11 protein-coding genes and 2 pseudogenes are annotated in these 14,216 nt (G+C 68.6%); 6 read left to right on the top strand and 7 right to left on the bottom strand.

Annotated features, from left to right (window positions below; all coding sequences use genetic code 11):
* Positions 1-14: 14 nt before the first annotated feature.
* Positions 15-653, top strand: coding sequence for a helix-turn-helix domain-containing protein (locus V2J85_RS41450; protein ID WP_419836843.1), 639 nt, complete (start codon positions 15-17; stop codon positions 651-653).
* Here V2J85_RS41450 and V2J85_RS28945 read toward each other — a convergent pair.
* The 5 genes from V2J85_RS28945 to V2J85_RS28920 all read right to left on the bottom strand — a co-directional run bounded on the left by V2J85_RS28945 (position 538) and on the right by V2J85_RS28920 (position 7,950).
* Entirely contained in the window at positions 538-1,326 is a 789-nt protein-coding gene (locus tag V2J85_RS28945) for a helix-turn-helix transcriptional regulator (protein WP_330823177.1), read from the bottom strand. The two genes, V2J85_RS41450 and V2J85_RS28945, sit on opposite strands and share 116 nt — an antisense overlap.
* 31 nt (positions 1,327-1,357) lie before the next feature.
* Entirely contained in the window at positions 1,358-3,070 is a 1,713-nt protein-coding gene (locus V2J85_RS28940; protein WP_330823176.1) for an amidohydrolase, read from the bottom strand.
* A 606-nt stretch (positions 3,071-3,676) separates the two neighbouring features.
* On the bottom strand, positions 3,677-4,303 hold the full coding sequence (locus tag V2J85_RS28930; RefSeq protein ID WP_330823175.1) for an HD domain-containing protein: 627 nt from the start codon (positions 4,301-4,303) through the stop codon (positions 3,677-3,679).
* Between the two features lie 249 nt (positions 4,304-4,552).
* Complete coding sequence (locus V2J85_RS28925; protein ID WP_330823174.1) at positions 4,553-6,946, bottom strand: Orn/Lys/Arg family decarboxylase; 2,394 nt, start codon at positions 6,944-6,946, stop codon at positions 4,553-4,555.
* A 545-nt stretch (positions 6,947-7,491) separates the two neighbouring features.
* Positions 7,492-7,950 carry a hypothetical protein gene (locus V2J85_RS28920; RefSeq protein ID WP_330823173.1) on the bottom strand — a complete coding sequence of 153 codons (459 nt, stop codon included), beginning with the start codon at positions 7,948-7,950 and terminating at the stop codon, positions 7,492-7,494.
* Between the two features lie 436 nt (positions 7,951-8,386).
* On the opposite strand from V2J85_RS28920, the pseudogene V2J85_RS28915 reads away from it, so the two are divergent.
* The 5 genes and pseudogenes from V2J85_RS28915 to V2J85_RS28900 all read left to right on the top strand — a co-directional run.
* A pseudogene (locus V2J85_RS28915) lies at positions 8,387-8,476 on the top strand (TetR/AcrR family transcriptional regulator); the annotation flags it as partial.
* 478 nt (positions 8,477-8,954) lie between these two features.
* Positions 8,955-9,167: a hypothetical protein gene (locus V2J85_RS28910; RefSeq protein WP_261953892.1), complete on the top strand. Its 213-nt coding sequence runs from the start codon at positions 8,955-8,957 to the stop codon at positions 9,165-9,167.
* 34 nt (positions 9,168-9,201) lie between these two features.
* Entirely contained in the window at positions 9,202-10,893 is a 1,692-nt protein-coding gene (locus V2J85_RS28905; RefSeq protein WP_330823172.1) for a DUF6895 family protein, read from the top strand.
* 231 nt (positions 10,894-11,124) lie between these two features.
* Complete coding sequence (locus tag V2J85_RS41445) at positions 11,125-11,439, top strand: DUF6193 family natural product biosynthesis protein (RefSeq protein ID WP_410011209.1); 315 nt, start codon at positions 11,125-11,127, stop codon at positions 11,437-11,439.
* 58 nt (positions 11,440-11,497) lie between these two features.
* Positions 11,498-11,833: pseudogene (locus V2J85_RS28900) on the top strand (IS982 family transposase); the annotation flags it as partial.
* Positions 11,834-12,346: 513 nt separating this feature from the next.
* Here the strand turns inward: V2J85_RS28900 and V2J85_RS28895 are convergent.
* Both V2J85_RS28895 and V2J85_RS28890 read right to left on the bottom strand, forming a co-directional pair.
* On the bottom strand, positions 12,347-13,471 hold the full coding sequence (locus tag V2J85_RS28895; protein WP_330823171.1) for a chitinase: 1,125 nt from the start codon (positions 13,469-13,471) through the stop codon (positions 12,347-12,349).
* Between the two features lie 181 nt (positions 13,472-13,652).
* Complete coding sequence (locus V2J85_RS28890) at positions 13,653-14,162, bottom strand: hypothetical protein (protein WP_330823170.1); 510 nt, start codon at positions 14,160-14,162, stop codon at positions 13,653-13,655.
* Positions 14,163-14,216: the final 54 nt, after the last annotated feature.

Genomic DNA, 14,216 nt, shown 5'->3' with positions numbered 1-14,216 from the left:
GAGCTCAAGGTCGTGTGGTGGGGAACGCGTCTCGTGCAGCGATCATTAGCGACCGGAGGATCACGGGCCTGTCGGCTGATGTGATCCCTGAACTCGTCGCCGCGATAGGCCCGTTGTGGCACGAACGGCACCAGAGCAAGCTCGCATCCAGGCCACGGAAGAGGGCTGTGGGAGCGGGCGCGAAGCACCAACTGGTGTTCGTCGACCGGCTTCTGGCCGCGCTCGTGCATCTCCGGCACGCCACCACGCACGATGTGCCGGCCTGCTGGTTCGGCGTCGACCGCTCCACCATCACCCGCGCAATCTGCGAGGTGCGGCGGCCGCTTGCCCAGCAAGGCTGCACCATTAACCCGAGCGTGCGGCTGCGGACCCTGGCTGAGGTCGTCGACCACCTCAGCGCCGGCGGAAACACCGGGATCATCGACGGCAGGAGGAATAGACGCCGGGCCTCGCCACGACGTAGCCGTGAAGTGAACCACATCGGGATGTTCAGGGGGACCACTCGCGGTTCGGACGTTGTGCGCCGCGGGGCTCGCATCAGCGGGAGGGTTCGATTCCCCAGGCGACGGCTCGGGCGGCGGCGGCCGCGCGGTTGGGGAGGTCCAGCTTGGCGAGGATGTGCTCGATGTGGGTCCCTACGGTGCGCGGCGTGATACGCAGCCGCTCGGCGATCTCTCTGTTGGTGCGGCCGGTGGTCAGTTCGGCCAGCACCTGGACCTCCCGTGGCGAGAGCCCGCCGCGCCGCCGCGTGTCCGCGGCGGGGTCGGCCGCGGTGGCCTCTTCGGGCAGCGGGCCTCCTCGGGCGACGGCCGCGGCGAGGGCCTCGGTGAGGAGGGTGACGACGGCGCGCGCCGGATCGGGCGCGCGCCGCGGTCGGCGGGTGCTGACGTTCAGCATGCCGACGTACCGGCCGTCGGAGTTGAACAGGCACTGGGCCACGCCGCCCTCGATGCCGAGGGGACGCAGCACTTCCTGGAATCCGGGAGATGTGGCAAGGAGCTGCCGGGGGACGTCACTGAGCCAGAGACCACCGCGGGCCGGGCTGCGGAGCACGGGGAACACCGGGTCGTGGTGGAGGTGGGTCTCGATGTAGGCCGTAGCGTCGTCCGGGTAGCTCCCGGCCAGGGTGGTGTGGCGCCGATGCACCGGATCCCATCGGGTCAGGGAGGCGTGGTCGTACTCCATCACCTCCGACAGCGCCGTCAGGACCGTGTCGAAACCACTCGCGCCACTCGCGCCACTCGCGCCGCTCGTGGCGTTCCTGGCGGCCTCACGGACGTGGACAGCCGCGTCCAGGATGTCCGTCGTGCTCCGTTCCGCTGCCATCCTCCAAGGATGATCATTTCTCCGGAACAGGTCAATCGCGAAGGGCGTCGTGCACGACCTGCCCGTCCATGACGGTGAGGATGACGGGCATCTGCGGGATGTCGTGGGGGTCGGCGCCGAGCAGGTCACCGTCGAGCACGCACAGGTCGGCGACCTTGCCCGGCTCCAGGGAGCCCTTCCAGTCGTCGGCGAAGTCCTGCCATGCCGCATCGATCGTGTACGTGCGGATCGCCTCCGCCAGGCCGATGCGCTGCTCGGGTCCGCTGACCCGGCCGGCGGCCTTCGATTCGCGCAGCACCATGGTGGCGACACCCTGGCGCCAGTCCGGGTACGTGACGGGGGCGTCGGACCCGCTCGCGACCCGCACACCGGCGTCGATGGCATCGCGGTAGGGCCATGCGTACGCGGCCCGTTCGGCGCCGACGAACTCCTCCTCCATGTCGGCGACGGTCCATTTGATGGTGGGGTTCATGTTGACGCCGAAGCCGTGCGCGGCCAGTACCTTCATGCTGTGCGCGGTGAGGAAGTCGCCGTGGATGACGTAGTGGCGGGCGTCGGGCCGCGGGTGCTCTGCCGCGGCCGCGGCGAAAGCGTCCGCGACGGAGTCGCAGGCCCGGTCGCCGGTGACGTGGACGCCCAACTGATGTCCGGCGGCGTGGGCATGCCGGATCATGGCGTCGATCTCGGCGATCCGCTCGGCGTCGGTCTCGCCGCCGACGCACAGGGAGCCACAGCCGCCGCCGACGTACGGCTCGTGCATCCAGGCCGTCTTGTTGGGGACGATGCCGTCGGCGAAGATCTTGACTCCGTGGATCGCGAGGCGGCGCGGATCGGCGTCGCCGGACGCGCCGGAGTCGTCGAGGGCGGTGAGGGTGCGGGCGAACTCCTCGGCGGTGCTCGCCATTCCGGTGGGCAGGACCAAGACGCCGACGCGGGCGGTCAGTTCGCCCTCGGCCAGCAGCTGACGGTAGACGTCGAGGGTCTGCGCGCCGAGCGCGCCCCGCATGATGCCGTCACCGCCGGGGCCGAGCCCGGGCTCGGTGTAGCTGGTCACGCCGAGCCGGGCGAGCGTGGCCAGGGTCGACCGGATCGCGTCGGTCCGTTCCTGCCGACTGAGCGGCGGCAGCGCGTTCTGGACGAGAGCCTGGGCCCCCTCGTGGAGCAGCCCGGTCGGCTCCCCGGCGTCGTCCACGACGATGGCACCGCCGGGCGGCGCGACGGTGTGCCGGTCGATCCCGATGAGCTCAAGGGCCTTGGAGTTGACCCAGGTGGCGTGCCCGGAGAAGGAGTACAGGACGACGGGGTGGTCCGGGCTCACGGCGTCGAGATCGCGCCGGGAGGGCTGCCGCGAAGGATCGGTGACGCACTCGTCGAGGAATCCGGGATCCCAGCCGTGCCCCGTGATCCACTGCCCGCCCGGTACCTGACCGACGGCTTCCTGTACCGCCTCGGCCACGTCCGCGAGGGAGGACACGGCGGGATGGCCGAGGTCCAGGGAGAGCGGCGGCGTCGCCATGCCGAAGGCACATCCGTGCAGGTGGGAATCGTTGATGCCGGGAAGCAGCGTCGCTCCCCGCAGGTCGACGACGCGGGTGTCGGGCCCGACAAGCGGCGCGACGTCGTCCCGCCCGCCGACGGCGCTGATGACCCCGCCGGTCACCGCCAGGGCCGAGGCGACGGAAAACTCCGCATCGACCGTGACCACCTGCCCGCCGAGAAACACCAGATCCGCATACGTGTCCACAGAAGGGTCCTTTCGAAAACCGGGCGCACCTCGGCCGCCCGCAAACGATCTCCCCAGGACTATGAATCACGCCCCCTCCCCCGCACATCGGTCATTCCACCGATACGCGCTCTCGCAGTGGCGGGCTGACGCCTCGCGCTCCCGATCGTGTTGGGTTCTTCGGGAGGGCCTGGAAGGAATCAGTCCGCCGTCCGGCCCGGGCTCCCGGCAGGACGGCTTGGTCCGCCTGATGGGTCGCCACCCGTGAACAGACTCCGAGCACGGGCCGGCATGGCCGACCAGGAGGGCGACCGCGCCCGGGCCGCGCAGCAGGTTGGTCAGGCCGTGGCCGGCGGCGGCCTTCGCCGCCAGTGCGTCGGAGCCCGGGTCACCTTCACGGACCTTCGTTGCCAGGCATGACCATCCGCGTGAGCACCGTGCGCACGTCCTCGACCGAGGCGTCCCGGGACCGCTCGACGACGGCCTTTGGGTGGCCGTTGAGCGGTGACGACGGCGTGGGTGTCGCTCCAGGTGCGGAGCTCGAAGTGGCGTGGCGGGCCATGGTCAGGCGGCCAGCGGCAATGCGCCGGGCGCTGCGGTCTTGTTCGGGGGTCGTGGTTTCGGCGCTCAGGAGGCGACGGGCCCGGACGTCGGCGTGAGCAGGCCCTTGGCGACCGCCGCGTCCCTGACCTCCTCGTACAGCGCGATGAGGGTCTGGCTCACCTCAAGGCGGGGCAGCTGCAGACGGTCGAGTGCCCCGGTGTCCGCCCCGACGTCGTGCCACCCCTGTCCCGTGAGGTGGCGCATCAGCGCGGGGTTGAGCCGGTCCACGCCCCGCACCAGACGGGCCTCGGGCGTGACCCCCGCCTCATGCTCACGCCACAGCGCCAGGAATTCCGCCCCCAGCTCGCCGGGCAGCGCCCCGTACCGGCGCTGGGCGACCTCTTCCTCGATGCGGGCCTTGTCCTCCCTGTGCTGCGCGCTGTGCTGGGTGCGCCAGGCCGAGGGGTCGCCCGCCTCGATCTCCACGAGGTCGTGCATCAGACACATCTTGAGCATCTTCTCCAGATCCAGCGCGTGCCCGTACTCCCGCTCGAACTCACGGTGCAGGACCCAGCAGACCAGCGCCAGGTGCCACGAGTGCTCGGCCACGCTTTCCTTGCGCTCCGGGGTGGCGTGGTTGTGCCGTTCCACTTCCCGAAGCCGGGCAGAGAAGTCGATGAAGTCGAAAAGCTGGCGGAGGTCATCACTCATGCCGTTTACCGTCCCTGCCCCTTTGCTTGCCTGCAACGTGCACATGTTCCCCTGCCGTCCGCCCGTCAAGCTCGACTACCGGCCACCGCACAACTGACCGTGCCGGAAGGCACGTTGGACGTCTGGCGGCCCGGAGTGAGCCACTGCGGGCCGCCAGAGCTGACCGCCCGCGTCCGTGACCTGCGCATCGGTCGTGGCCAGGCTCACCCCCGTCCGGCCGGGAGGCGGGGCATACCTGGTGCCTTGGGCTCAGGCTGTGGGCAGTTGGGGGTTGAGCGGGTGCGGCGTCGGTGTCTTGTGGTGCTCTCCGGCTGTGCGGCCGGTTTGCTGGGCGGGGATCTGGCGTACGCATTCGATGAGGTAGTCGCCGGTGTCCGGAGCGACGGTGACGCCGTGGGTCTCGCTGCGGAAGCCGGGGAAGCGCCGGTCGAAGGACTCCAGGGCGGTCAGGTAACGCAGCAGCGGGCCGTCGGGGGTGCCGGTGCTTTCGCCGGGCATGAGGACCGGGATGCCCGGCGGGGTGACGGTGACCATGGCGGCGGCCACCCGGTCGGCCGCGTCGGTCAGCCTTACGCGCTCGGTGCCGCCGCGGATGAGGCGCTGGTAGCAGTGCTGGGGCGGGGTAACGGGCTCGGGCAGGTCGTGAAAGGCGGTGTCGAGCAGCTCGACCAGGCGGGCATCGCGTAGGTGGTTGTGCATCTCCTGGCACAGTTCGCGCAGGGTCTGGCCGGTGTAGCGGTGGGGGTGGGCGGCGACCAGCTCGGGCAGCACCTGCTCCAGGGGTGCGTTGTGGTCGTAGAGCGTTTTGAAGTCCATGAGGGCGTCCATCAGGGTTCCCCACTTGCCCTTGGTGATCCCCATGGAGAAGAGGATGAGCGTGGTGTAGCTGTCGGTCTTCTCCACCACGATGTCCCTGGTGGCCAGGTAGGCGGTGAGGACGCGGGCGGGGATGCCCCAGTGGGACATCTGTCCGGTGGCGTCGATGCCGGGGCAGGTGAGGGTGACCTTGATGGGGTCGAGCAGGCAGTAGCCCGTGGTCAGTCCGGGGAAGCCGTGCCAGTCGGCGTCGGGCTCCAGCTGCCAGCAGGACGGTTCGGTGCGCAGCAGTTCGAGCGGTGCGTCGGCGAAGGGTAGACGCTCGCCGGTGGCCGGGTCGGTCACGGTCTCGGGTTGCCAGACGCCGAAGAACCAGTTGGGCCGGTCGGCGGCGGCGATGCGCCGGGCGACGCGTACGACCGTCTGACGAAAGCGGATGGCTTCGGTCACCGCTTCGTCGATAAGGCAGCGGCCCTGGGGACCGTCCATCATCGCGGTGGCCACGTCGAGGGAGGCGATCATCGGATACAGCGGTGAGGTGGTGCCGTGCATCATGAATGCCTCGTTGAACCGGTCGTGCTCCACCGGCGCCCGGGGTGCGGATTTGATGTGGACCATGGCGCTCTGTGACAGGGCGGCCAGCAGCTTGTGGGTGGACTGGGTGGAGAAGACGGTGGGGCGTTCGGGGCCGGGGAAAGTTTCGGGGCCCACCGCCATGCCGTAGCGGCCGGCGTACAGGGGATGGAAGCGGGCGTAGGCGAACCAGGCTTCGTCGAAGTGGAGCCGGGGGGTGCTGGGGGCGAGGGCCTGGGCGACCTGGAGGGTGTCGTAACACAGGCCGTCGTAGGTGGAGTTCGTCAGCACCGCGTACTGGGCCTTGGGCGAGACGGCGCCCTGGGTCAATGGGTTGCGGCTGGTCCGGTCGGCGACCGACTGTGCCTGAATCTCGGCGGGCGGCAGGGGGCCTGCCAGTCCGTAGCCGTTGCGGGTGGGGACCAGGTAGACCGGCCGGGCTCCGGAGAGGACCAGGCCGTGCAGCACCGACTTGTGGCAGTTGCGGTCCACCAGTGCGATCTCGTCCTGGGTGACGCTGAAGTGACCGACCATCCGGTCGCAGGTGGAGTCGCCGTGGAGTACGAAGTAGGTGCGGTCGGCGCCGAAGACACGGGCGGCGTTGCGCTCGGCGGCACCGACCGGGCCGGTGTGTTCGAAGAGGGAACCGAGTTCCCCGACGGAGATCGACAGGTCGCTGCGCAGCAGCCGTTCTCCGAAGTAGTCGTGGAAGGCCCGGCCGACGGGGGACTTGAGGAAGGCGACACCGCCGGAGTGGGCAGGGGTGTGCCAGGAGTACTCATGCGCGTGGTCGAAGCGGCGCAGCGCCTTGAAGAACGGAGGCAGCAGGTCGTGCTGGTAGCCGCGGGCGGCGCTGGCGATGCGTCCGGCGATGAAGGGTGCGGTGTCCTCGAGCGGCCAGATGTAGCCGATCACCGTTTCGGCCACCCACAAGGGCAGGTGTTCCAGGTCTTCGCCGTCCGTGATCAGGAAGACGGGGAGATTCTGGAAGCGCTGGCCGGCGTGGCGCAGTACCTCGGCGCCGCCTGTTTCGCCGCCATCGCCTGCGGCCTGGGGAAGGTTCCAGTCGATCACGGCGGCGGCCGTGCCTGCCTCGGTCCGCAGCACTGCCTGGGCGTCGTCGGCTGTGGTGGCCCAGCGCACGTCAAAGCCTCGGCTCGCCAACTCATCGCGGATCCTGCGTAGTTGCTCGGCGGCGACACCTTGCCCCTGTGGGAACTCGTGTACCGCGAACAGAACCGTCCCATCGGTCATAGTGGCCCCTCTGCTGTGCGCGTGTCGGCGCATGGACTGCTCGTGCGCGCCATGCCTGCTGTCCGAGAGACAACCGGAAGATCACCGGATGCGGCCCGGTGGCTGGGCGAAACCACTCCGGGGAGGGAAATGGGAACGTCGCCGAACACCCACCGGTCACGCCGGGACGGGTGGAACCTGCCGACTCGTTGAAGCGAAGGCACCTCGCGCCAGCCCTCCACCGGCTTGAACGTGGTGGACTCCCGGGAACCCGGAACCCGGGAAGGACGGAGTGGGAGACCTGCAACCGCTGCTTGCCGTTCGATGGGGTGGTCGCGTCGGCCGTCTCTTCGTTGTCTCGCGCTCTCGGCACGGGACCCGCGGGATCCATCCGGGGATGGCGCCAAGGGCGAAGCCGGTCAGATCACGGCTTGCATCCCACCACCGCGCCGCGACGCGGCAAACGGGACGAGAGTGCGGTGTCGATGAGGAGGCATACGACATCCTTGGTGGGTCTGCCGTGCGTCCGCACGCGGAGACACTGATGACCACCATAGGCGGGTCGCTCAGTCGTCGGCGATCTGCAGGGCCAGCGCGAAGTGCTCACCGTCCGTCCCTGCGAGCAAACTGTCGAACAGAGGGGTGAGCCCGTTCACTGCGCCGCAACCGGCGTCGTGATTGGTCCACCAGCTGGTCTCCGGTCCGAGCAGGGACACCACCCGGTCCGCCGCGCGCTCGGCGGCCTCGGCGGGCAGGTGCCGGTGGCTCGGCCAGACCAGGTCGACGGCCGCGACCCAGGCCAGGAACGCGGCGGCCTCGTGCATCTCCACCGGTTCCAGAGCGGCGCAGATCTCCCGGACGGACGGCGGGGCGTACCCGGGCAGGAAGCGCCGCCATGCCTCGTCCGCCGCGACCACGGCCAGCAGCGCGCGAATCTGGGCCGCAAGCTCGGGCAGGTCGGGTTCCGACTCGGTGAACCGCCCCGCCGCCACATACACCCGCATCGGCGTGGACAGCTCTGCCATGCCCGCTTCCAAGCCTGCCACGACCCCCATGTACGTCACAGCGGGATTCTGCCGTACGCCCCTGCTCGCCACGCGACCCGCACCCTGGCCAACTAAGTAGCGGTCTCGCTCCCAGCGGGCATGCACGTCGGCGAGCGCGCTCTTGTTCGGCTTCCTGAGCGGCAAACTCATTTTCAGGGCCTTGTGGTTGATCCATGCGTCTCGGCAGCGCAGATGATCACCTCAAGGCCGTTCCACTGTCCGCAGAATGGCCGAACCCGTGACCGGACGGCAGGGCGAAGGCGGCCAGAGGTTAAAGATCAAGCTTAAGTACCCCGTCGTGATCATCCAGATGAACAACGGCCGCACCGCCGGCACCGACCGGCGTCGCCAACGAGTCAAGGAGGCAATCGCCACCGCCGACCGCGACGGCACACCGTTGACGGCCCCGGCCATCGCCCGCCGCCCCCTCGGAGCGGGCCGCCGCGCCGCATTCGAAGAGATCCTCGCCGCCCAACTCGCCCACATCGAGGCCCGGATCCCCTGACGTGCCGGATCACGAGTGCGATGTGGTCGGGTCGCGCCGCTGTCGCAGGCCTGGTGCTGGAGGCCGGGGTGTAGGAGTAGCGGCCGAGGGAGTTGATGTGGTCGTACCGGAGTGAGGAGGGCCGGGCGGTCGTTCACACCGAGCCTGCCCAGCCGCCCACCGACTGGGCAATGGGCACTCCGGGCGCGGGGCGGGGGCCGGGCACCCTGGCCGCCGCCACGGCGCAGCCGAGCACGCCCCGCTCACGACTCTGGCGCCACGAAATGTTCGCCCACTCTCCCGGTCGCACCACCTGAAGCCACGAAGCCACACACCCTTCGAAAACATTAGGCCGAACGGGTGCTTTCTCCGCGCGTTATACGTGTCTTACCTGGACTTATCGAATCGTCACTTTCCTGGACAGGCGAAAGTCGTGACAAGTGCATCAGGTTAACGCGACACTCGATATATCCATCCGAACCACTCCGAAGGAGTAACCATGTCCTGTCCTCCCCCGCCAGTCGATGCCCGAAAGGCCTTAGATTTCCTGCGGACGAGCGGACTTGTCGACCTCCGCGTTCCGCTGGAGCAAGTCGTCGAGCAGGTCAGCCAACTCGACGACGTGGCCGGCTACGTGCTCGCCTGGGAGCGATATGTCCTTGTGGTCGCCAACCAGGTCGCGGAATGCGACGACGGCGCTGCGGGCAACTGAGCCATTGACTGCGCCGACCGCCGGGAGGCATCTGATGGACACGACGCAACCCGGTAACGGCTCGTCACAAAGGCGCGCGGTGGAGACCCGGGCAGTCGCCTGGCTCGCTGCGCGCCGGGATCTCATCGATCCGGCCGAAGCCGCAACTGGCCGGGTGCTGTTCGCCCGCAAGGCCCTTATCGAGACCGCCTTCCTTGTGGGGCTTCGGGCGCGCCTTGACCCGGAACCCTTGGACGGTCATTACACGGCCCTCCTGGATCAGATCGAGGAGATCGCGGCTCGGCCCTCCTATCGGGAGCTGATCGCCCGGGACGAAGCTGCCCTTCTGCTGTACGCGGGGACTTATGCGGCACTGCGGCTCTGCGGACGCGACGACCAGGAATTCCGGCAACTCCTCACTCAGGCCGCTGCCGGAGGGTACGCCACGGCCTTCGAGCGGATCCCGTACCGGCAGCTCGATCTGCTGCACACCCTGGAGCTGTGCGGTATCCCACACTCGCTGCCGGCCATGGACGGGGTTCTGCCGTTCACCTTGCTCTGCAACAAGCCGAATGTCGTCAAACTCGCCGACCGCGACATCTACGCCATCACCCACACGATCTTCTACGCCACGGATTTCGGTCTGCGCGAGCCCGGTTGGCCACCGGACTTCGATCTGAGCGAGGCGGTGGAGCTGCTCGAAGCACTCCTCGTTCTCACCCTTGACCAACGAAATGCCGACCTGGTGGCAGAAATCCTGTGCTGCCTGTTGTGCCTCGGGGTGCGAGACTCCGAGGAAGTCCGCAGGGCATGGGAGTTCCTCGCGGCGGCACAAGAGGCCGAGGGGCGGGTCAACGGGCCGCCTGGCGTGGTCCACCCTGGACTCGCCGACGGCGACGACGCGTACCAGCACTGGGCCACCGGCTACCACACCACCATCGTCGCGGCCCTGGCCGCGCTCCTGGACCGCAGCCCCAAGGTGATGCGCAGGCAGCGGCCGTCCGCACCGAAGCCCCGGCTCAGCGTGGAGCAGCCGCTGCGGCGCGCAGTGTTGTGGCTGGCGGACACCAGTCGGCGCCATGACCCGGCCGGATGTCTGCCGGCCGCAGCGGCCGTCGCGCATGCGGCCGAGGCTCTTGGCGAAGCCGAGCTCGCTCGTCCCCTGCTCCTCGATTTCTCCGAACGTCTCGCGAACGCGGAAGCGGACGTGTGGCAGGAACACGGGATGGAGGTCGTCGGTGAGTTCGCGTTCGGCCTGCGGGCGCACGGGATCACATGCCCGTCACTCGATACGTTCTTCAAGTCCACCGCCGCTGCCGTCGCACTCCTCGACAAAGTTCCACCACAGGCGGCGCACAACGTCCAACGCCTCGTCGGTCTGGGGCTGATCGCTCCTCAGCGTGCGGCCGCACTGATCGACGCCGGAGTCGACGGGCCGCACTCCTTGCCAAAGACATCTGCCGCTGACTTGTCCGGTGCCTGCAAGAACTACCAACTGGGGCACATCGCCGGCATCGTCCGGGACTCGGCCCGTGCCGGGCGGGTACAGCACCGCGTCACCCGCGACGCCATCGCCTTTCTTCTCACCCAGCAGAGCTCATGCGGTGCCTTCGGCCGCCCGGCCTGTGACGATCCGGCAATCCGCGAACGCATGATGCTGTCGTGGACCCAGAGTGTTGTCACCACCCTGGCCACCGTGCACACAGCCTGCGGTACAGCCCTCACCGCCCCCCGGCCCCGCCCCTGAACCTGGAGACGGGACGCGCTCCGCGAGCAAGCCACGCGGATGGTCTCAAACCGTGGCACCGGGTGCGATGGTGGCCGCCGGACATGGGTGTGAGGGAAATCGACCGTCCGGCCTCGATGACTTCGAGGAATCTGTGCGGTCCGCGGACTGTCGGAAACAGGTGCGGCGCATACACAGCACGTAGCAACGAAGCCTGAACTGCTGCAGCACGCAGTCGCGGGCCAGCTGACGTTGTCGAGGCCCTTTGGCAATCCCTACGACTCAGCTGGCAGTGGAGGCAGGCAATACACCAGATCCGCTCACCCGGGCGCCCGTATCCGGGCATCGTCCCGCTGCTGGAGGCCGCCGCCGCCCCAACCACGACTCCGGCGCCTGTATCCGTTCACCAGCCACTTCGCCCCGCTCTTCAGCAGCTCCACCAGCTACCCCTGGACTGTGCAGGCGAGATCGATCGAGCCCCTGGACAACGGACGTTCAAGGTTCGCCGACGCGGTCCTTTCGCCGCGACCGGCGAAGTCGAAACCGTCGAAGAGGCTGTTGCCCTAGACGAGTAGTTCCGAATGCGGGGTTCTCAGGCGGAGGGGAGGGTGTCCAACATCGGGTTGTGACGACCGAGTTAGACACCCTCTTGACCGCACTGTACGTCCACATCGACGACCGCTTGAAGACCTCGCGGTGGCGTGGCCGGCCGCCCCGGCTGACCGACGCGGAACTGGTAACCCTGGCCGTGGCCCAGGCCATGCTGGGCTTCCACTGCGAGGCCCGCTGGCTGCGCTTCGCCCACGCCCACCTGCACGGAGTGTTCCCCTACCTGCCCCAGCGGCCCGCCTACAACAAGCGTCTGCGAGCCGCGCTGGGCTTGGTCAAGCAGGCCATCCGGTCCTTGGCCGCGGACACCGACCTGTGGCTGGACCCGCTGTGGATCGTGGACTCCACGCCGTTCCGACACCCGGCTTGAGGTTCACAAAAGCGCAGCTCAACGACACAAGAACGGACAATAAGGGGAACAATCGCCCATTCTCGGTCGGCGCGAGGGCGTGGCTTCGCGGTTCACCCGCAAGCAGTGCGAAACGTCGGACACCCCGTGTCGGTCGCAGCCGACCGCGTGCACCACCGGTTGTATCTCGTCAGGAATGATCGCAGGCGCCATGGGATGGCTCCGTCTCAGTCCGGGATGGCGGCACCAACCAGTTCGACCGTTCCGGTGCAGGCCGTTATCGCACGATCTCGCAGCACCGTCCTGACGGTCCTCGCGGTGTCGGCCGTTGCCGCCGGACTCGAGCCCCGTCTCTTCCAGCCCGGGAAAGCGTTCACCGGCCCGGGCAGCAGGGCAGAGAGGCCGTTATCGCTGTCCCCAACCACGGAGCACCGCCCCGAAGCCGCACCCGGCCCCAGCAGGCCCGGGCCTCCGCCCAGGCTCCGGCTCCCGCCACGGTGCGCGGGCAGGCGGGAGTCAGCCGGCGAAGGTGCGGGCGAATGCGTTCGCGTCCTTCCCGATGCTCGAACAGGTCGCCAGCGCTTTCGGCCGACCGCCGTCCGGGCAGGGCTTGTCCCTGGTGACCGACCACATCGACAGGCGGCTGAGGCCCTTGGCGTCGGCGAACCTCTTGAGTTGCACCGCATCGCCGAGGGTGAAGATTTCGCCCTTGACATCGTTGACACCGATCATGGGCGTGACGGCGAGGGTCCGCCACGCCGTCACGTCGTTACGGATGCCCAGCACCGTCTTGAGCTGCTTGTGGGTGGCGGTGGCGGCGGCGATGGCGTAGGCGCCCATGTCGCCGTCGTAGAAGGTGCCGTAGTCCATGGCCATGATGTTGACGGTCGAGAGTCGGAGCCCACGTTTCTTTGCATTCGCCAGCACAGCGACGGAGTGGCGGTTCAGACCCGACGGGAGCACAGGGAGGGTGAAGGAGACGTCCAGGTTCCTGCGCTGCTGTTGGAGTCGTGCGATGGCCCGGGCGCGGAGGTCGTTGGATTGGGCGTCCATCAGGGCTGGGCCTTCCAGGTCGAAGTCGACTTTCGTCAGGCTGTAGGCGTCGATGACAGTGCGGTAGGCCTTCACCAGCGCGTCCACCGAGCCGCAGGCCCTGGCGAGTTCATTGCCGCTCTGCCCGCCGAAGGAGACTCGTACGTCACCGCCCTGGGCCCGGAGCCGGTCTGCTTGCCGTGCCATCGGGTTGGCGTCCAACGGCTGCCTGCCGCCCCACTTGGGCACGCAGCCGCCCCTCGGGGAGACGAAGGCCAGGGTGTACTCCTTCGCCCCGGTCTCCTCGGCGGCCTTGAGAAGGTCCAGCGAGGGCCTGAGTGAGGCGTCCACGTAGGGCGAGAAGCCTGCGGGCTCATGGGTGGGCGGCGGGCTCGGATGCTGTGTCTGTGTTGGCTTGGGGGCTTTGGGCTTGGCCCGGTCGTTGTGGCTCGTGTTCGGGGAGGGCGTCGCTTGTGGGTGTCCAGGCTTGTGCTGGACGTCGCTCGAGCAGCCGGCGAGCAGCGCCGCAGCGGCCATCGCCGCCACCGTGGCGTTCCTTATCGGCCGGCGGCTCGGGCGGGCGGCGGGCGCGTTGGCGAGGTTCGTCATCGTCGAGCTGTCCTTTGTGCCGTGACGTGGTCGTGCGGTGTGCGGTGCGAAGCGGCACCCGCGCCGCGGCGGACAGCGGTGCTGAATGCCTCGAACGCCGCCGAGGACGGGCTAATTCAAGGCCTCAGCTGTGATCCTACGTACCCGCCCCGCGCCGCAAGATCCGTAGGGGTGAGCGACGTCACCGAAAGGCGGGTTCCACGCGGTGATCTCTGTGCGTGCCAAAGACCATCTGCGCGATGTCCTTTCCTTGCCAACGGTGGGAGTCGACGAGGACGAGGCGGGCCCTTGTGGGCAGGTGGACCAGGCGCACTCGTCGGCAGGTAAAATTGATCAGTCGCAGACCGGGGATGCCGCATAGGCCGTGGTCTTCATGGTGGAAGGGCAGAAGGCGGCTGGCGATGCGGCATGCCGTGTTGGTGTGAATTTCCAGGTGGCCGGGCTGGTGGCAGATGGAGTTCAGGTAACCGCTGATGCTGCCCAGCGCGGTCTTTCCCAGCTGCTCGACGGCATGTGGGTGCTCACGGCTGCTCATCAGGCACTCGAAGAGGAGGGCCTGGAAGGCGAGCTGCCCGCGGTCAGTCGGATCCAGGGCCGGTCGCTTGCAGGCCATCGGGAGCGAACCTGTCTCGGGCAGGTGCAGAAGACGCCCGACGTCCTTCCTGATCCGCTTGTCGGTCGTGTGCGGCACTGTGCTCCTGCTCCAGCTGCCCCCGGGCGGCCCGCGACTCGACCAGCATGACTG

This window comes from Streptomyces bugieae (genome assembly GCF_036352915.1).
GTDB classification, from domain to species: domain Bacteria; phylum Actinomycetota; class Actinomycetes; order Streptomycetales; family Streptomycetaceae; genus Streptomyces; species Streptomyces endophytica.
Note: the sequence above shows the minus strand (reverse complement) of the source record. Positions and strands in the feature narration are given on the sequence as shown.